Source organism: Opitutia bacterium KCR 482 (assembly GCA_029269845.2).
GTDB lineage: Bacteria > Verrucomicrobiota > Verrucomicrobiia > Opitutales > Intestinicryptomonadaceae > Merdousia.
Genome location: CP149973.1, coordinates 236338 through 254328 on the forward strand (window position 1 = coordinate 236338; position 17991 = coordinate 254328).

Annotated in this window: 13 protein-coding genes; 9 read left to right on the forward strand and 4 right to left on the reverse strand. The window is 57.2% G+C overall.

Features of this window, described 5'->3' with window-relative positions:
• The first annotated feature begins 9 nt into the window (after positions 1–9).
• Genes pheT through P3B99_001030 form a run of 9 tightly spaced genes read left to right on the forward strand, consistent with a single transcriptional unit; the run spans position 10 to position 13613 of the window.
• A complete protein-coding gene (gene pheT, locus P3B99_000990) occupies positions 10–2454 on the forward strand; it encodes a phenylalanine--tRNA ligase subunit beta (protein WYJ07704.1) in 2445 nt (814 codons plus the stop codon).
• 1 nt (position 2455) lies between these two features.
• Positions 2456–3781 carry a twin-arginine translocase subunit TatC gene (locus tag P3B99_000995; protein ID WYJ07705.1) on the forward strand — a complete coding sequence of 442 codons (1326 nt, stop codon included), beginning with the start codon at positions 2456–2458 and terminating at the stop codon, positions 3779–3781.
• Complete coding sequence (locus P3B99_001000) at positions 3781–5619, forward strand: ABC transporter substrate-binding protein (protein WYJ07706.1); 1839 nt, start codon at positions 3781–3783, stop codon at positions 5617–5619. Before P3B99_000995 ends, P3B99_001000 begins: the two co-directional genes overlap by 1 nt.
• Positions 5620–5622: 3 nt before the next feature.
• Positions 5623–7911, forward strand: a complete 2289-nt coding sequence (locus tag P3B99_001005; protein WYJ07707.1) for an ABC transporter permease subunit — start codon at positions 5623–5625, stop codon at positions 7909–7911.
• A complete protein-coding gene (locus P3B99_001010) occupies positions 7908–9242 on the forward strand; it encodes a hypothetical protein (GenBank protein WYJ07708.1) in 1335 nt (444 codons plus the stop codon). The genes P3B99_001005 and P3B99_001010 overlap by 4 nt, the downstream gene beginning before the upstream one ends.
• Positions 9226–11448 carry a primosomal protein N' gene (gene priA / locus P3B99_001015; protein WYJ07709.1) on the forward strand — a complete coding sequence of 741 codons (2223 nt, stop codon included), beginning with the start codon at positions 9226–9228 and terminating at the stop codon, positions 11446–11448. Before P3B99_001010 ends, priA begins: the two co-directional genes overlap by 17 nt.
• Positions 11449–11508: 60 nt before the next feature.
• On the forward strand, positions 11509–12186 hold the full coding sequence (locus tag P3B99_001020; protein ID WYJ07710.1) for a hypothetical protein: 678 nt from the start codon (positions 11509–11511) through the stop codon (positions 12184–12186).
• Positions 12183–12770, forward strand: coding sequence for a phosphoribosylglycinamide formyltransferase (purN, locus tag P3B99_001025; GenBank protein ID WYJ07711.1), 588 nt, complete (start codon positions 12183–12185; stop codon positions 12768–12770). The genes P3B99_001020 and purN overlap by 4 nt, the downstream gene beginning before the upstream one ends.
• 3 nt (positions 12771–12773) lie before the next feature.
• Positions 12774–13613, forward strand: coding sequence for an FAD-binding protein (locus P3B99_001030; GenBank protein ID WYJ07712.1), 840 nt, complete (start codon positions 12774–12776; stop codon positions 13611–13613).
• Between the two features lie 94 nt (positions 13614–13707).
• Here P3B99_001030 and P3B99_001035 read toward each other — a convergent pair whose 3' ends face one another.
• Genes P3B99_001035 through P3B99_001050 form a run of 4 tightly spaced genes read right to left on the reverse strand, consistent with a single transcriptional unit; the run spans position 13708 to position 17936 of the window.
• Positions 13708–15030: a mandelate racemase/muconate lactonizing enzyme family protein gene (locus P3B99_001035; protein WYJ07713.1), complete on the reverse strand. Its 1323-nt coding sequence runs from the start codon at positions 15028–15030 to the stop codon at positions 13708–13710.
• A 32-nt stretch (positions 15031–15062) separates the two neighbouring features.
• Positions 15063–15818, reverse strand: coding sequence for an RraA family protein (locus P3B99_001040; protein ID WYJ07714.1), 756 nt, complete (start codon positions 15816–15818; stop codon positions 15063–15065).
• Between the two features lie 53 nt (positions 15819–15871).
• Positions 15872–16663 (reverse strand): SDR family oxidoreductase, encoded by a 792-nt coding sequence (locus tag P3B99_001045; GenBank protein WYJ07715.1) that lies wholly within the window; start codon positions 16661–16663, stop codon positions 15872–15874.
• A 13-nt stretch (positions 16664–16676) separates the two neighbouring features.
• On the reverse strand, positions 16677–17936 hold the full coding sequence (locus P3B99_001050) for an MFS transporter (protein ID WYJ07716.1): 1260 nt from the start codon (positions 17934–17936) through the stop codon (positions 16677–16679).
• Positions 17937–17991 lie beyond the last annotated feature (55 nt).

Sequence of the window (17991 nt, forward strand, 5' to 3'; positions counted from 1 at the left end):
TTTCCGAAAATGAAAGTCAGCTTAAAATGGTTAAATAATTACGTCGATCTCTCGGACGTGTCGGCGGAAGCTATTGCGGAGGCTCTGCCGATGCTGGGTCTGGAAGTCGAAAGCGTGGAAACGACGGGCTTGAAGCCGCTCGAACACGTGGTCGTGGGCGAAATTCTCAGCCGCGAACAGCACCCGAACGCCGACAAACTCGGCGTGTGCATGGTAAAAATCGCGCCAGACAAAGAGCCTATCCAGATTGTCTGCGGCGCAAAAAACTACAAAGTGGGAGACAGAGTTCCCGTGGCTCTCGAAGGCGCAAAACTTCCCGCTCCCGACGGCGGAATTTTCGAAATCAAGATTTCGCAACTGCGCGGAATCACAAGCAACGGCATGATGTGCTCGGCGAGGGAGCTTGGGCTTGGCTGCGACCACAGCGGGCTGCTTATCCTCGAAATGCGCCCCGAAGTCGGCACGCCCATCAACGACGTGTTTACAGACTCCGACACGGTATTCGAAATCGAGCTTACAGCAAACCGCGGCGACTGCCTCAGCCATATCGGCGTTGCCCGCGAGCTTGCCGCAAAGTTCGGCAAAAAACTCAAAAAGCCCGAACTCAAATACGTCCCCGAATACGCCGACAAGCCCGACGGCACGCTTCTCGACTCGGTGGAATCGCACACAAAGAACTGCCCGCTCTACACGGCTGTTTCAATCAAGGGCGTAAAAATTGCCCCCAGCCCCGAATGGCTTCGCCGCGACTTGGAGGCGGTCGGTCTGCGCTCAATCAACAACGTCGTGGACGTCACAAACTTCGTCCTCATGGAATACGGACAGCCCCTGCACTCTTTCGACGCGTCGAAAATTCGCGGCAGGAAAATCGTAGTGCGTCAGGCGGCGGACGGAGAGGAAATCCAGACGCTCGACGAAAAGAAATACAAGCTCACTCCGGAAGCAACCCTTATTTGCGACGGCGAGGGCGCGACCGCGCTCGCGGGCGTCATGGGCGGGCTTGACTCGGAAGTGAGCGACTCCACTGCCGACGTCGTGATTGAATCGGCATATTTCAACCCCGGAAACGTCCGCGCGACAAGCCGCAAATACGGAATCAACACCGATTCCTCGTACAGGTTCGCCCGCGACGTAGACCCGCAGTCTACGCTCGACGCCTCGCGCCGCGCGGTGGATTTGATTCTCGAAACGGCCGGCGGCACGGTCTGCGGCGCAACCTGCAAAATCGGCGAAGCCCCGCGCGGAGACCGCACGGTTGAAATCGACATGCCCTACATTGTGGACAGGCTCGGCTTCGAAGTCTCGCAGGCGGACGTTGTCGGCGTGTTCGAATCGCTCGGCTTTTCGGTCGAGGAAAACGGAAACGCGATGAAAGTAAACGTGCCGTCGTTCAGAAGCGAAGTAGACAGACCCGTAGACTTGGTCGAAGAGTTCGTGAGAATCTACGGAACGGACAAAATTCCCGAAACGGAAATGACCGCCGTTGCGCACCTGCGCGACGACGACCCGCTTTTCAAATACAACCGCGCGGTTTCGGATTTCCTTGCCTCGCGCGGCATGAACGAGTGCCAAAACTACTCGCTTAAAGACAGCGCAAAGCTCGCAAAGGTGCACGCAAACGTGGACGCGCTCAAACTTGCGAACCCGCTTACGTCCGACCAAGACTGCCTGAGACCCTCGCTCGTAGACGGGCTGCTCGACGTCGTGCGCCTGAACATCTCGAACGGAAACGACTTCTTCGGATTCTTCGAAAACGGAAAAATCTTCCGCGCCGACCCGAAGGGCAAAATCTGCGAACTTGCCTCAACCGCGTTCGTTATCGCGCCCGACCCCGCAAAACGGCTCTGGAAAAAGCGCGAAGCCCCCGACTTCTTCACTGCAAAGGAATTCGCCTCCGACATTTTGGGAATACTCGGCGTCGACGCGTCGCGCCTGAACTTCGCCGAAACCGACGAGCCGCTCTGGCAGAACGGTTTTGCGGCGGCATGCGGCTCGGAAAAGCGCGAGGGCTTTGTAATCCGCTTCGGGGCAATCAGCGCGGCGCACCTGCGCGAACGCGGAATCGAACGCGTTGTCTACGCGGGCGAAATCATGTTCAAGCCCGACGTCGCCGCCCGCAAGAAGAGCGCGGAAAAATTCAAGGCGTTCAGCCTGTTCCCCGCCGCGCCGCGCGACATCGCGGTAATCGCGAAGGAATCGGAAAGCGCGGAATCGGTTGCGTCGGAAATCAAGAAAGTCGCCAAGCAGAAACTCAAAGGCGCGGACTTCGACATAGAGTCAATCGAGCTGTTCGACTCGTACAGCGGCAAGGGCGTCGACGAAGGCTGCAAAAGCCTTGCGTTCGCCCTCTCCTTCCGCTCGCAGGACAGAACGCTGCCGACCGAAGACGTAAACAAGGTCTTCGACGCAATCTGCGCCGAACTCGGCAAAAAGCGCAAGCTCAGAATCTCGTAATATGGCGAAGAAAAAGACAAACAGCGACGGAGAAATGACGTTCCTCGAACATCTCGAAGAGATGAGGGGCGTGATGTTGAAGTCGCTGCTTGTGTTCGTAATCGCGCTAATCGGGGTCGGGGCGGGATTCTCGTATTTCAATACGGTCATGCTCTACCCGCTCAACGCGGCGAAGAAAATAATCTCGACGACCTCGTTTTTAAGCGGCGGGAAATCGGAGGACGCGGCGGCGGAAAAAGTCGGCCCCGTCTACCTTGTGGACGAAAGCGCGCCCGACAAAAAATCAGGCCCCTACTTCATCGTCGCAAAGGACGAAAACTCCGTGCTGCTCGGCGGGAAAAAGGGAAACTGGTACGACTCGATAAAACTCAGGTCGATGTCGTTTGTGACGCCCATTGTCGTCTGGTTCTATGTGAGCTTTTTGGGCGCACTCTGCATCTCCCTGCCCGCCATTGTGTACTTCGTAATTCAGTTCGTAGCCCCTGGACTTACGGCGGAGGAAAGGAAACTGCTAAGGCCGGGAATGTTTGCGGCGGTCATACTGTTTTGCGTGGGGGCGGCGTTCGCGTTCTCGTTCATGCTGCCGATGGGCATAGCGTTCATGTCGAGTATGTCGGAATCCATGCAGATGGAGATGTTCCCCGACGCGCAGTCGTATTACAGCATGGTGCTTTTCCTGACGCTCGCGGTGGGCGTGGTGTTTGAAGTGCCGCTTATCGAGGTTATTCTAATCTACCTCGGCGTGCTGAATGTCGAGTGGTTGAAGAAGAACAGAAGAATCGTCTTCATGGTGATTCTGATTTTCGCGACTGTCATTACGCCGCCCGACTTCATCACGCAGGTAACGCTTACAATCCCCCTCTACATGATGTACGAGCTTGCCCTGCGGATAGGCTCGCGCATGCGCAAAAACAAGCTCCGCCGCGAGGCGGAGCGCGAAAAGCGCGAAGAGGAGGAGGACGAAAAGGAACGCCGCGAATACGCCCGCATGGTTGCAAAGGAAAGAATCGCCGAAGAGGAGGCGGAAAAAGCCGAGGAAAAAGCGGAGGAATTCGAAATCGACAAATCGCACTACGGCGAGGAAGGCTCAATTCCCGACGACTACGACCCAAACAAAATCGACGGCGACGACTACGACCTCTACGGATACAACGAAGAATTCAACGAAGACGAATACGGGCTTGAACCCTATGTGGACTACGGCAGGCTTTCGCGCCCCGTGCCCGACTTCCAGCCCGATTGGGATTTAAACCGCCCCGACACAAGCTTCATGCAGCCCGACTGGAACCTTAATTCCGACGAGCCGCAGAACGATAATAAACCGTAATGAAATGCTTTGGCACAATTTCGCGGGCGGCGGCGGCGTGCGCGCTTCTGTCCGCCCTTTTGTGCGCGTGTTCCGAACCGCCGAAAATCGAACGCGGGCAGTTCCCGCTTCCGAAAGGCGCGGAAACGGCGGAATGCGAAGTCGGCAAATACGGCGGCATCTTCGTTTTGTCCGATGCGCAGGAGCCTAAAACATTCAACCTGTTGATGGCGTCCGACGCGTACTCGGCGCAGTCGATTTCGCTAATGCTCTCGCCGCTCGTGAACTACGACCCCATGAAAGAGGAGGTCGTGCCCGCGCTCGCGGAATCGTGGACGGTTTCGGAGGACGGCAAAACCTACGTCTTCAAACTGCGCGAGGGTGTGAAATTTTCGGACGGCGCGGAGCTAACCGCAGACGATGTGGTTTTTACGTTCGACGCAATCTTCGCACCGCAGCTCGACGCCGACGGCAAGCCCGTCTTGGACAAAGCCACAAAACGCCCGTTGCTCCGCTATCCGTCGCGCTACGCGGGGCAGTACACAATCGGCGGCGAGCCAATCAAATACAGGAAAATCGACAAGTACACGGTCGAATTCAAGACGAACAAAGTGTACGCGCCGTTTCTAAACGACATCGGGTTCATCGAAATTCTGCCGAAACACAAGCTGCAAAAAGCGGCGGACGACGGCTCGCTTCAACAGGCGTGGTCTACGCAAACGGCGATAAACTCGCCGTCGGAAATAGTGTCGTCGGGGCCCTTCATGCTGTTTTCGTACAAGCCGGGAGAAAGGCTCGTCATGCAGCCCAACCCGCACTACTGGCGGGCAGACAAAAGCGGGCAACGCCTGCCCTACATAGACTTCCTAGTCTACAAATTCGTAGCCGACGTTAACACCGCGACAATCCTCTTCGCCACGGGGCAATGCGACGCCTCCGCCGTCGGCGCAAACGACTACGCGTGGGTGGCAAAATACGCAAAAACCTACGCGTTCAAAATCTACGAGCGCGGGCCGGAAGCCAGCATCTCATTCCTCTGGTTCAACCAAAACGGCGGCAAAAACGAAAGGGGCGAGCCGTTCGTAAAACCCTACAAATTCAAGTGGTTCTCGAACAAAAAATTCAGGCAGGCGGTAATGCGGGCAATCGACCGCGACGGACTGATTAAAAGCGTGTGGTTCTCGCGGGCGAGAAAGCTCGATACAATCATAAGCCCCGCAAACAAAAAATGGCACAACCCCGACACGCCCAAATACGAATACTCGCCCGAAAGCTCGCGGGAAATCCTGCTCTCGGAGGGCTTCAAATACGACGCGTCGGGCGCGCTGCTCGACCCGGAGGGCAACCGCGTGGAATTCGAATTCGTCGTTGCCGACGGCTCGCAAAACTCTTCGGTAATCGCGACGACGTTCGTCGAAAACATGAAATCCATAGGCATTTCCGTGAAGCTTAAATTTCTGGACTTCGGCACGATTATCTCGAAAATCGACAACACTTTCGACTACGAGGCCGCCATGATGGGCTTCACGGGCGGCGGCGACCCCTCCGGCGGCAAGGCAATATACCGCTCCAACGGCTTTCTGCACGTCTGGAACCCGCGCCAAAAATCTCCCGCAACAGACTGGGAAAAACGCATAGACGAAATCATGGACGCGCAGGAAATCGAGATGAACCCCGAAGCACGCAAACGCCTGATTTTCGAAATGCAGAAAATCTTTTCGGACGAGCTTCCCCTGCTCTACCTAATCACGCCGACGGGGTATTCGGGAATCGCGGAAAAATGGCGCAACGTGAAAATTCCGCCATTAGGCTCAATCATCTGGAACATCGACGAACTGTACGAATCGGACGAAAACTAAAACATGTTAAAATTTATCACAAGACGGGTATTTTCATTGATTCCGCTTCTGCTCGGAATCAGCCTGCTTGTGTTCCTTTTGATGTACCTTGCCCCCGGAGATTTTCTGAGCGAGGCGCGAAACTCGAAGGATATTTCGCCCGAAATCGTCAAGCAGGAGGAGGCTCGGCTCGGCCTCGACAAACCGTGGTATGTACAGTACGGACGCTGGCTCAACGGCGTCTCGCCGATTAAAACTTCGCTGCTTCTGCCCGAAAACATGCGCAAGGGCAAAGCTCCGATATATTTCGGCGCGCCGGATTTCGGATATTCGTGGAGCTATAAAATCCCCGTGTCGGAGCTTGTGGGACAGCGGTTTTTCCCGACGCTCTGGCTTGCGCTTGCAAGCACGCTGCTGACGTACGCGGTCGCAATTCCCTTGGGCGTTCTGGCGGCGGTGAAGCGCGATTCGCTCTTCGATAAAATTTCGTCGTTTGCAGCGTACGGCGCGCTCAGCGTGCCCTACTTTTTCCTCGCGCTTCTGGCGGTTCTCTTTGCGGCGACCACGGGCGTTTTCCCGACGGGCGGGCAGGTGTCAATCATGCACGACTTCATGTCGCCGCCCGCACAGCTCGCCGACTACCTCGACCACCTCGTTCTGCCGACGCTCGTTTTGTCGCTCGGAGGAATGGCGTCGGTAATGCGCGTAATGCGCGGGAATTTTCTGGACTATTCAAAGGCGGAATTCGTTACAACCGCGCGGGCAAAGGGGCTTTCCGAAAACGCGATAATGTTCAGGCACGTCTTGCGGAACGCGGTAAACCCGATAATTACATCGTTCGGCTTCGCGTTCGCGGGGCTGCTATCGGGCGCGTTGCTTGTCGAAAACGTCATGAACTACCCTGGGCTCGGGCAGCTGATTTATTCGGCGATAGTAAAGCAGGACCAGTACGTTGTAATGGCGGGCGTGGTGATTGGCTGCGCCATGCTCGTGGCGGGGCAGACGCTCGCCGACGTTTTGCTTGCGCTCGCCGACCCGCGAATCAGGCTCGACAACGAGAAAATCCCGCACGTGAAACTTGCGGCGTTTTTCGGTGCGGCACTCGCGGCGACTGCGCTTTTGACGTGGATTTCGGAGGCGCACCCGCAGGTTTTCGACGCTCTGAAAACTGCGGCAAAATGGATTCTGTTCGCAATGCTCGCAATCCTCTGCGCGGTAATCGCGGCGGGACTTGCGCGGGCGGCGGCGTACTTCGCAAAAAACCTGCTTCGGGCAACGCTCAAACGCCCGCGCGGGGCGGTCGCGCTCTGCGCCCTTGCTGCGATGTACATTGCCGCGGCGCTCGCGCCGTTCATCGCGCCCTACGAGCCAACGCGCCAGTGCCTCGACAAATCGTTCCACCCGCCGACGGGCTTCTTTTTCAAGGACGGCTCGCTCTACGCAAAAGTCTACCGAAACGCCGACCCGAGCATCGCCAAATACGAAGCGGTCGAGGGCGAAGGCGTGCGCGTAAAATTCTTCGCGCGGGCGGCGGATTCCGACTACAAAATTTTCGGGCTTGTTCCCTTCCCCTACAAGCTTTTTGCGGCGGATTCGCAACAGGCGGACGCGCGTATTTTCCTGCTTGGATCCGACTCCACTGGGCGCGACGTTTTCTCGCGCCTGCTCTACGGGGCGCGGGTGTCGCTTAGCATAGGCTTTGTGGGAATTGCAATCACGCTCGCGGTGGGATTCGTGGTCGGCGGGCTGTCGGGATACTTCGGCGGCACGTTCGACTTCGTTTCGATGAGGCTTGTCGAATTTCTCATGGCAATCCCAGGTCTGTACCTGCTTCTTGCAATGCGCTCGGCGCTTGCGCCGCATTTCGACAGTGCGCAGATGTACCTGATGATTGTCGTGATTCTCTCGTTCGTGGGCTGGGCGGGAACTGCGAGGGTAATACGCGGAATGTCGCTTTCGCTCGCAAAAAGCCAGTACGTTCAGGCGGCGAAAGCCATGGGCGAACCGCCTCTTAAAATAATAACGAAGCATTTTCTACCCAACGTGCTCGGCTACCTGATTGTGGGAGCCACGCTCTCGATTCCCGCGTACATTCTGGGCGAGGCGGCGCTGTCGTTTTTGGGGCTGGGCATTCAGGAGCCGTCGGCGTCGTGGGGGCTTATGCTCGCGCAGGCGCAGAACGACACAAAGGTGCTCATGCTCGGCTTCTGGTGGCTGCTGTCTCCCGGGGTCGCGATTTTTGCGACGGTGCTTGCCTTCAACATGCTCGGCGACGTTCTCAGAGACATCGCCGACCCGAAACAAAACAAATGAAAAAATCGCTTTTAATCACATTTCTTGCGCTGTTTTCCCTGTCCGCATTGGCCGATATTGCGCCCGATTTTACGCTGCGCATGCGCGCTCCGAAACCGTTTTTCGAAAAAATCTCCTCGCTCTACCGCAGAATCCACCCCGACCCGAAGCTTGAAATGCAGGCGGCGTTCGCGCTCATGCCCTTCGGGTATCCCGACTTCGGCGGAATCTCGAAGCGCGAAAACGCGGTAGTCTGCGGGTTCGCGACGGAGACCGAAAACCCCGTCTACGTCCTCGGATTCAAGTCGGACGGCAACTCGCGCATGGAAAAAACGCTCGCCGCGCGGAACATCAAACCCGTCAAAAAAGGCGGCTACACGTTCTTTTCGCTTCCGACCGACGCCGATGCGCGGTACATCGACGCGGCCTTCGGAGAGTTTTCAAAAGTCGGGCACTCGCTCGCGGAAATCGACGCGACCCCCGAAGCGTTCAACCGCCTTGCAAAAGGCGCGTTCGGTAAATACACAGCGGACACCGAAAGCGCGAACGTGAAAATCGACGCCGACGCGCGGACAATAAAACTCTGCGCAACCGTGAAGCTCAAAAAAGGCTCGCCGCTTTGCAATGCGGTAAACGAAGTGCGCCGCGTAAAGGAGGCGGAGGAAGCCGAATTCCTGCCGCGCGACGCCGAAATTTTCGCGATAACAAAGGCGTATCTCCCCGACGGAATTTTCGACACGCAGGCGGCAAGGGGCGTCCTGCCGCAAAGGCTCGCCGAACGCATAGATTCGCTCCGCTCGAAAAACGCGGGCACATACGCGGCGGCGGTCTACCTCGGCGGCACCCCGAAATCGCTGGGAATCGGCGCGACGGAAATGACGGAGCGCGAGCTTCTCGCCCTCGCGGAATCCGAACCCGAAGTTTCCGTCTTGGGGCTTAGCGCAAAAAACCGCGCCGAAAAAATCGGCGGCACCGCGTGCCTCGCAACAGAATGCCCCAACGGAAGCACCGTCTATTCGGCGGTCGTAAACGGGCTTTCAGTTTCGTCGGACGACAAAAACCTGTTTGCGGAAGCCGTCGCCAAAATCAAGTCGGCGCGCGGGCAGGCCTACCCGCTGAAAAAATACGCGCGGGACGACTCCGACTTCGTGGCGGTACTCAACAACAACGCGCTCTTGAAGTCCATGCTCGGAAGAATCGGCGCAAGCCTTGACAAGGCGGCGTTCGAAAACACCGTTATTTCCGCCGACGTCGGCTTGGGGAAAATCGAAATCACGGCGTCGATTGACATAGACTCCCTCAACCTTTACTGCGACTTCCTGCGGCTTTCGAAAAATGGACGAACAAGGTAAAATAGCCTCCATAACGCTTTTCAGCGGCATCGACAGGGAGCTTTCGTACATCGCGCCCGACTCCGTCGAAGTCGGCTCGATGGTGCGCGTGCCCCTGCGCGGCGGCTCGGCGGCGGGGGTCGTCACAAAATTGACCGACGCAAAAGACTTCGACTCGTCGGGCTTCAAGCTCAAAAAAATCTACTCGAAAGTTCAGGACGAACCCGTGCTCACGCCCGACCTCGTGCAGCTCGCCCGCTGGATTCGCGACTACTACGGCTGCGGAATCCAAACCGTGCTCGAAACGATGATTCCCGCCGTCGTCCGCGCGGGGAAGTCGGCACTCGAAGCCTTGGAGGTTGCGCCGCTCGCCCTCCCCGACGCCGACGCCCTCGAAAAGCTACGCCGACGCGCCCCCCAACAGGCGGCGGTTTGCGCGTTTCTTGCCGACAACCCCGAACCGCTTTTGAAAACCGCCCTCATGAAACTTTCGGGCGCGCCGTCTCAGGCGATTGACGCGCTCGCAAAAAAGGGAATTCTGGAAATCCGCAAGAGGGTCGTCCAACGCTCGGCATACGACGACGAGCTTTCGGGCGCGGAGGCGGTTTCCTCCGAGCCGCACAAGCTAAACGGCGAACAGCAGGCGGCATTCGACGCAATAATCTCCGACACAAAATCGGGCGGATTCAAAACGCGCCTGCTCTACGGCGTGACGGGTTCGGGCAAAACGGAAGTGTACATGAGGGCAATGCGCGAAGTGCTCGACGCGGGGCGCTCGTGCATATTCCTCGTGCCCGAAATCGCGCTGACGCCGCAGACTGTGGGACGCCTCAGAAGCAGGCTCGGCGAATACCAGCTTGTGGTCTGGCACAGCAACCTTACCGACGGGCAGCGGCTCGACGCGTGGAGAATGCTCGCGTCGGGAAAGGCGAGAGTAGTTGTAGGGGCGCGGAGCTGCATTTTCGCGCCGCTCGAAAATATCGGGCTTATAATAGTTGACGAAGAGCACGACGGCGCGTACAAGCAGGACAAAAACCCGCGCTACAACGGCAGGGACGTCGCCGTTCTGCGGGCTAAAACCTGCGGCGCGGTCTGCGTCTTGGGCTCGGCGACGCCGTCGCTCGAAACGCTCAACAACGCAAAAACGGGCAAATACGAGCTGTCGAGAATTTCGAAGAGAATCGACGGCTGCAAGCTTCCGCTCGTGCACATAGCCGATATGAAGCGCGAAAAGCCCGGCGCGTTGGTGTCGGGAATACTCCGCGAAAAGCTCGCCGACAGGCTCGACAAGGGCGAACAGACGATATTATTTTTAAACAGGCGCGGATACTCAAAGGTGTTCGAATGCCCCGATTGCGGATACGTCGAGGAATGCCCCCACTGTTCTGTCAGCATGACATGGCATAAGAGGGAAAATATAATAAAATGCCACATTTGCGGATATACTGCAAAAGCCCCCGACGCGTGCAAAAAATGCGGCTCGCCGAAGGCCAAATGGCGCGGGCACGGCACGCAGAAGCTCGAAGACGCAATCGCTGCGATGTTCCCGTCGGCGCGAATCGGGCGCATGGACAGGGACGCCATGAAGCGCAGGGACAACTACCGCAAGGTGCTCGGCGACTTCCGCACGGGCAGGCTCGACATACTCATAGGCACGCAGATGATTGCCAAGGGGCTTGACTTCCCGCGCGTCACGCTCGTTGGAATCGTAGACGCCGACATTTCGCTCCACATGCCCGACTTCCGCGCGGGCGAAAAAACCTACCAGCTTGTAGTGCAGGTCGCGGGTCGCGCCGGGCGCGGCGACGGCGAGGGCGAAGTCGTAATCCAGACAATGCAGCCCGAAGCCGCGCCGATTCAGTACGCCAAGCGCGACGACATGGAATCGTTTTTGGAGGAGGAGCTGGCGAACAGAAACGAGTATTCCTACCCGCCGTCGATGAGGCTTATCAGGCACATTTTCCGCTCTCGCAGCGAGCAGAAGCTCGAATTCTACACGGAGGAATGGGCGAAACGCGCGGTCGAGGAATTCGGCGACATATGCCAAGTGCGCGGCCCCGCCCCCGCCCCGCTCGAACGCAGCGAAGACTTTTATAGGTGGCACATCTGGTACTTCTGCAAGAGCGTAAAGCCCGTGGTTTCGGCAATCCGCAGGCTCAAAGACGACTTCAAATTCGACGAGGACGTAGATGACGTTCTCGACGTAGACCCGATGTCGCTCATGTAGGCGCATTTTTTCGGGAATATATGTTTGCGTTTTTGCGGCGGATTTTCAGATAATGCCGAAATGAAATTATTGTCCAAATTCGGCGGCTTTGCAAAACGCGAGCCGCTCGGTTGCTGTTTTGCGGCGGCGTTTTCGCTCGCGCTCGTGGGCGTGTTCGCGACGGCGTTCGCGTTCGTCTTCTACGCGGTCTTCGCGCCAGCGCTCATGCGCAACGCGGTGAAATCCGCAACAGGCTTCGACGCAACCGCCCAGCGCGTCTACGCAAACCTCTTCACGGGCTACTGCGAAATCGAAAACCTCTCAATCGACAACGGCGAAATCTACAACCTCGGCGACGCCCTGCCCGACAAAAATTTTATCACGGCGAAGAAAATCGAGATGGAGCTTTCGCCGCTCGCGCTCCTGCGCGGCAAACTGCGCGTCTCCGAATTCCGCGCCGACGTTCCGCACATCAACTGCATAAGGCTCAACAACTACACCTGCAACGTGGACGAATTTGTCGGCGGAATGAGGGAAATCACGGAAGCCGCCGCGGGGCTGTCGTTCTCGCTCCGCCTCGAAACCGCCGTGTACACCGACTGCTCCGCATCGGCGAAACCCATTTCAAAAAAACAAAACATCGATATGTCTTTCGAAAGAAACGGCGTCTCCGACACCGCAAAAATGCTCGGAGAACTGGCGGCTGCGTTCGACGCCGCCGACGCCATGTTCATTTCAAACGCACTCCTGAAACAATGAAAGCCGTAATACTTGCAAGCGGACGCGGTTCGAACGCGGAAACGCTTTTTTTGAAAACGCAAAACGGGGAGATTCCGAACACGGAATTTACCGAGCTAATCAGCGACAAGCCCGACGCGCCCGCGCTGGGCGTAGCAAAAAAATTCGGGATAAAGTCGCGCTATATCGACACGCAAAAGGCGGGCGCAAGGTTCTCGCCCGACGGCGCGCAAAGCTACATTTCCGCAATCAGGGAATCGGGCGCGGAGCTTGTCGTGCTTGCGGGCTTCATGAAAATACTTCCGCCCGAATTCGTGGCGGCGTTTCCGTCGCGCATAATCAACCTGCACCCCAGCCTGCTGCCGTCGTTCAGGGGCAGGGACGCAATCAAGCAGGCATTCGACTTCGGCGTAAAAATCTGCGGCTGCACCGTCCACTTCGTAAACGACGTGCTCGACGGCGGCGAAATCATCGCGCAAAAGGCGGTGGAAATCCCGCCCGAATACGACTTGGAAAAACTCGAAGAAAAAGTCCACGAAGCCGAGCACATTCTGCTTCCGCGGGTGGTGGCGGACATCGCGCAGGGGAAAATCAAAATCGGATAGAAAATGCCGCTCGAAATCAAAGAGTATCAAGGCAAAAACCTGAGCTGTTTCAGGACGTTCAACCGCGTTCCGCGCTACGCGGAAATCGGCTCGGCAGACGACGCGGCGGAGGCGTTCGAATACGCGGCGAAAAACGGGCTGAAAGCCTTTGTGCTCGGCGGCGGCTCGAACGTGTTTTTCAGGCGCACAAACATAAAATCTTTTGTGATGAAAAATGCGCTGCCCAAGAAAATCGAGAATCTCGGCGGCGGACGCTACGAGGTTTCCTCGTCGGTGCGCATGCTCGAAATGCTCAAAACCGCGTACGCCGACGGGCGCGACGCCTGCTATTACTTGGCGAGCGCGCCGTGCGAAGTGGGCGGGGCAATCGCGATGAATGCGGGCACCGGCCCGCGCGAGGGACGCGCGATTTTCGACTTCGTGGAGTCGGTAAAATTCGTCCGCAACGGAAAAGTCGAGGAGCGGAAAGCATGCGAAATAGAGCACTCGCACCGCCGCACGGAGCTTTCCGAAAACGCCTTTATACTCTCGGCAATCTTCAATTTCCCGAAAGCGGAAATCGCCGACGACCCGATAAAGGCACGCCTCGACTGGGCGAGGGAAAATCAGGATTTGTCCGTTCCGAACTGCGGGTCGCTCTGCAACAAATACGACGCGCGGATTATGAAATTCACCCGCGCCCTATTCTCGCCCCTCCCCGCGGGAATGAGCAAAAAAAAGCTCAACTGGACTTACAACAAGGCGGACAACCCCGTTTTTCTCGGGGCGTTTTTGTTCGTGCTGAAAGCCCTGCACAGGCTCTTCGGCAGGGAGATAAAATTCGAGATAAAATCGGTCGATTGATTTGCAAAAAAATCGGACGGCACCTTTCGATGCCGTCCTTTTTTTGTAATAGCAAGTACCGCGCGGCGCGTTGCGCCCGCGCGTGGAGCGCCGACTACGACCAGCGGCGGTCGTTCGACCATTCCTTGTCCCATTGCGAAGTATCGCCCCAAGCTTCGGGGAAATCTTCGTGCAGCTTTTCCTGAATGAGTTCCTCGTTCAAAGATTCGATGCCCAAGCCGGGGGCTGTCGGAACGTCGATGTAGCCGTCCTTGATGAGCGGCTTCGGGAGTCCGTTTACGAGGCTGTCCCACCACGGAACGTCCACGGAGTGGACTTCGAGAGCCGTGAAGTTGCGCGTAGCCGCCGCGACGTGAACCGCGCCCATGCACGCAATCGGGCTTTCCGCCATGTGGATTGCCATCGCGGTGTGGTAGTATTCGGCGAGGTCGCCGATTTTCTTCGTTTCGAGAATGCCGCCCGCCGTGAGAATGTCGGGGTGGACAACCGCCAACGCGCCCGATTTCAGCAGGGGCATGAAGTTTTCTTTAAGGTAGATGTCTTCGCCCGTGCCGAGGGGAGTTGTGGTGGCGTTCGCCATTCTGACGTACTGGTCGGTGTACTGCCACGGAACGGGGTCTTCCATCCACGCGAGGTTGAACTTTTCGAGCCTCTTGCCGAGCTTTATGCAGTCCTCGACGGGAATGTGCCCGAGGTGGTCGATTGCGAGCGGAATTTCGTAGCCGACTTCCGCGCGGCACTCCGCCATGTACTGTTCGAGGTAGTCCAGACCCGTTTCCGTGATGTGGATACCCGTGAACGGGTGCGCCGTGTTGAAGAGGTCGTACGCCTCTCCGCGCATTGCGCGGGGGTCGATGGAGCCGTGGGGGGTTGTGAATACTGTCTTTTTGTATTCGCGCATTTTTTCGAGGAATCCGAGCGGAGCGGAAAGCGCGCCGGGGACGTCCATGAGCAGCTCGATACCCAAGTCCATTTTCAGGAATGTGTATCCCTGCGCCTTGCGTTCGCGGAGAGCCTTGCCCATGTCGCGGCCGCCGCCCTCGCTGTCGGTGTCGCAGTAAATGCGGATTTTGTCGCGGTATTTGCCGCCGAGGAGCTGCCACACGGGAACGCCCCAAGCCTTGCCCGCCAAGTCCCAAAGGGCTACTTCAATGCCGCATACGCCGCCCGCCTGACGCGAGTCGCCGCCGAACTGCTTGATGCGGTTGAAGATTTTTTCTACGTTGCAGGGGTTTTCGCCGAGGATTCTGCTTTTGAGCATCGCAGCATACGTTCTGCTTGACGCGTCGCGGACTTCGCCGTAGCCGACGATTCCCTGATTGGTGTAGAGTTTAATCAGCGTGCAGCGTTTCGGAGCGCCGTCGATGTCGGCGAAACGCATGTCGGTGATTTTAAGTGTCGAAGGGTCGATTTTCATATTCGTTCCTTATTTGTGTCAAAATTTACGGTTTAGAAATAGCCGCCTTTCTTGGTAATCGAGTCGATTGATTCGCCCGCGTTTACCCATGAGAAAATCTTTTTCTCGTTCTCGCGGATTTCCTCGGCGCGTACGAGAACGTCCCAAGCGATTTCGCGGGGAACGCAAAGCACGCCGTCGATGTCGCCCATGATGATGTCTCCGGGCTTGATTGTGACCTTGCCGATTTTAATCGGAATCTGGTAGTGCGTGATGAGGCAGCGGCCAAGACTTCCGTTGGAGACGCGGTAGCGGTAGAATACGGGGAAGTCCTTTTCGAGGATTTGGTGCGTGTCGCGGATACCGCCGTCGATGCAGGCGGCGCGGACTTTCTTGCCGGCGGCGGTCGCGGTCATGACGCCGCCCCAGAGAGTCGCCTCTTCGTCGAGGCTCGTGTCCCAGACGACGAACGCGTCTTCGTGCATGGCGTCGAGCATTTCGGTGCGGAATGTCATTTCGCCGGTGATTTTAACGTTCGGCGCGCTCTTGACGGTGAACGCCAAGCCCGCGACGGTGCGTTCGGGGCGCAGGGGAATGATGTTGTGCGGCAGAGCCTGATCGAGCAGGCAGAACTCGCGCATGACGTCGTTGATTGCGCCCGTGTAGAGGGCTTCGTAGCGGGCGAGAACCTCCTTGACGGGAACGGGGAACTCTTTCTTGCAGATTCCCTCGCGCGTGCGAATGAGGTTTTCGAGCTTCATCATTTTCGCTTCCTTTTGAAGCATGTTTTCTTCTTGATTGTCGGACATAATTTTTGTCTTTTGGTTATTGGTTTTTAATTGAAATTATTTGAGAATGGGAATCAACCGGGGAGGCGCAGGCCGCCGTCGATTACGATGTTCGTTCCCGTGATGTACCTGCCCGCATTCGAGCACAGCAGCACCGCAGCTCCCGCGGCGTCGGCGGGTTCGGCGTAGGTGTGCGACGGAATGCAGTCGGTAACGCGCTTTGCGTAGACGGGGTTCGAAAGGGCTTCGTCGTTTCGGTCGGTCGCAAAAACTCCGGGGGCGATGTTGTTTACGGTAATACCCTCGCAGGCAACCTGTCTTGCGATGTTGCGCACGAGGTTTTCCTGCGCCGACTTGCTCGCCGCGTAGACCGCCATTTCGGGGTGCGGGCGGAACTCCTGAACGCTCCCGATTGTTACGATTCGTCCCCATTTTTGCGCCTTCATCACGGGGAAGAAAAGCTGGGCGAGCATGAGCGTTGAATGGAAGTTCACCTGCATTTGGAGCAGCGACTCTTCGAGCGGAATTTTATTCCACGGAGTTCTGAACTGCACGGAGGCGTTGGCGATGAAAATGTCGGGAAGTTCGGATTTCGCCGAAATTTGGTCGGCAATTTTGCGCGGCGCGTCGGGGTCGCCCAAGTCGCCGACGACCGAGAAACTTGCGGGGCTGAGTTTGCGGACCGATTCGAGCGCGGATTCGAGTTTCGCGCTTTCCTTCACGCCGTGAACAATCACCTGCGCCCCATATTCCGCCAAGCCCAATGCGATTGCCCTGCCGATTCCGCGCGCGGAACCCGTGATGAACGCCCTGTGCCCCGAAAGGTCGAAGCGTTCGCGAAGTTTGATGTCGTCTGAATATTCCATATTGTCTTATTTGTTAAATTTCCTCGTAGTCGCGTTTGAAGAAGAGATTGCGGCCGAGCAGGATTATCACGCCGCCCGCCAGATAGAACGCCGCAAGCGACGCTATGCCGTAGTTCATTCCGAAATTGTCGCGAATCCAGCCAAGAACCATCGGCGCGGAAGAGCCGATAATGAACGCAAAACAGAGCATAAGCCCCGAAGCCGACGCGCGGTAGCGCGGCGCAACGACGTCGAAAAGGGACGCGAACAAGTTGGAGTCGTACACGCCCCTGAACAGCCCGAACACCAGCATGCCGAGGCAGCAGAGGGTCTCCGAGGACGTGTTCGCCATGAAATAGATGAACGGCGCGCCGCAGAGAAGCCCGATAATATTCGCCTCGAAGCGCACGGTTTTGCGTTTCGCCGCAAGCTTGTCGGTAATGCGCCCGCCGAGCATCACGCCGAAGAACGCGCCCGCATAGTGCCAAACCACGGCGTTTGTGGCGGCAACCGCCGCGTCCATGTGGAAGTGCTCTTGGAGGAATGTGGGCATCCAAGTTTTGAAGCCGCAGTCGACGTAAATCATCATGCCGAAGCCGAGCGCAAGCGACATCGCCGCGGGCTTGCGGAACATTACCATGAACGCGTCCTTAAACGACGCCTTTTTGATTTCGCCCTCGGTGTGCGTGTGGGTAATCGGCTTGGTGTCGCGCATGAGGAATATGAGCATAAACGCCCAGACAATGCCGATTCCCCCGAAAAGTATAAACGGAATGCGCCAGCCGTCGAGCGAGCCGACCGACGGAATGTCGGCGAACATTCCCGACACGCAGCTGCAAATTACAATGCCCGCGTAGAGCGCGGTCTGGTGGATTGCCAACGCCGTCGCGCGGGTCTTTTCGTGGAGCTGCCCCAGAAGCGAGCACGCCGCGGGATAGTAGAACGCCTGCCCCGCCCCGTTGAGAAGCCCGTAGAAAACAATCATCATGCCTATGCACGAAACCCAGCCCGAAAGGAAAATGCCCGTGCAGAAAACCCCCAAGCCGACGATTACCATGTATTTTCTTTTGAGGAAGTCGCTCGCAAAGCCCGAAAGCGGAGCGCAAATGCCGTATGTCAGCGTGAAAATAGTGCCGACAATCCCCATCTTGACCGAGTCGACCCCGAATGTTCCCTGAATTTGAGGCAGAATTGCGTTGTAGATTTGCCTCGTTCCCTGGTGCAGAAAAAACGCCACCCACAGGAAAAGCAGAAGAAACCATTTGTAGTAGTCTTTCGAGCTGTCGTTTGTCATATAGTGTTTGTCCCCCGTTGTTATGTTTTTTAATTAAAAGGAAAAATGCGGCGCG

Coding starts and splice junctions, on each gene's coding strand:
- P3B99_001035 (WYJ07713.1), bottom strand. CDS start 15,030: ATGAAAATCGACCCTTCGACACTTAAAATCACCGACATGCGTTTCGCC.
- pheT (WYJ07704.1), top strand. CDS start 10: ATGAAAGTCAGCTTAAAATGGTTAAATAATTACGTCGATCTCTCGGAC.
- priA (WYJ07709.1), top strand. CDS start 9,226: ATGGACGAACAAGGTAAAATAGCCTCCATAACGCTTTTCAGCGGCATC.
- P3B99_001045 (WYJ07715.1), bottom strand. CDS start 16,663: ATGGAATATTCAGACGACATCAAACTTCGCGAACGCTTCGACCTTTCG.
- P3B99_001010 (WYJ07708.1), top strand. CDS start 7,908: ATGAAAAAATCGCTTTTAATCACATTTCTTGCGCTGTTTTCCCTGTCC.
- P3B99_001030 (WYJ07712.1), top strand. CDS start 12,774: ATGCCGCTCGAAATCAAAGAGTATCAAGGCAAAAACCTGAGCTGTTTC.
- purN (WYJ07711.1), top strand. CDS start 12,183: ATGAAAGCCGTAATACTTGCAAGCGGACGCGGTTCGAACGCGGAAACG.
- P3B99_001020 (WYJ07710.1), top strand. CDS start 11,509: ATGAAATTATTGTCCAAATTCGGCGGCTTTGCAAAACGCGAGCCGCTC.
- P3B99_000995 (WYJ07705.1), top strand. CDS start 2,456: ATGGCGAAGAAAAAGACAAACAGCGACGGAGAAATGACGTTCCTCGAA.
- P3B99_001000 (WYJ07706.1), top strand. CDS start 3,781: ATGAAATGCTTTGGCACAATTTCGCGGGCGGCGGCGGCGTGCGCGCTT.
- P3B99_001005 (WYJ07707.1), top strand. CDS start 5,623: ATGTTAAAATTTATCACAAGACGGGTATTTTCATTGATTCCGCTTCTG.
- P3B99_001050 (WYJ07716.1), bottom strand. CDS start 17,936: ATGACAAACGACAGCTCGAAAGACTACTACAAATGGTTTCTTCTGCTT.
- P3B99_001040 (WYJ07714.1), bottom strand. CDS start 15,818: ATGTCCGACAATCAAGAAGAAAACATGCTTCAAAAGGAAGCGAAAATG.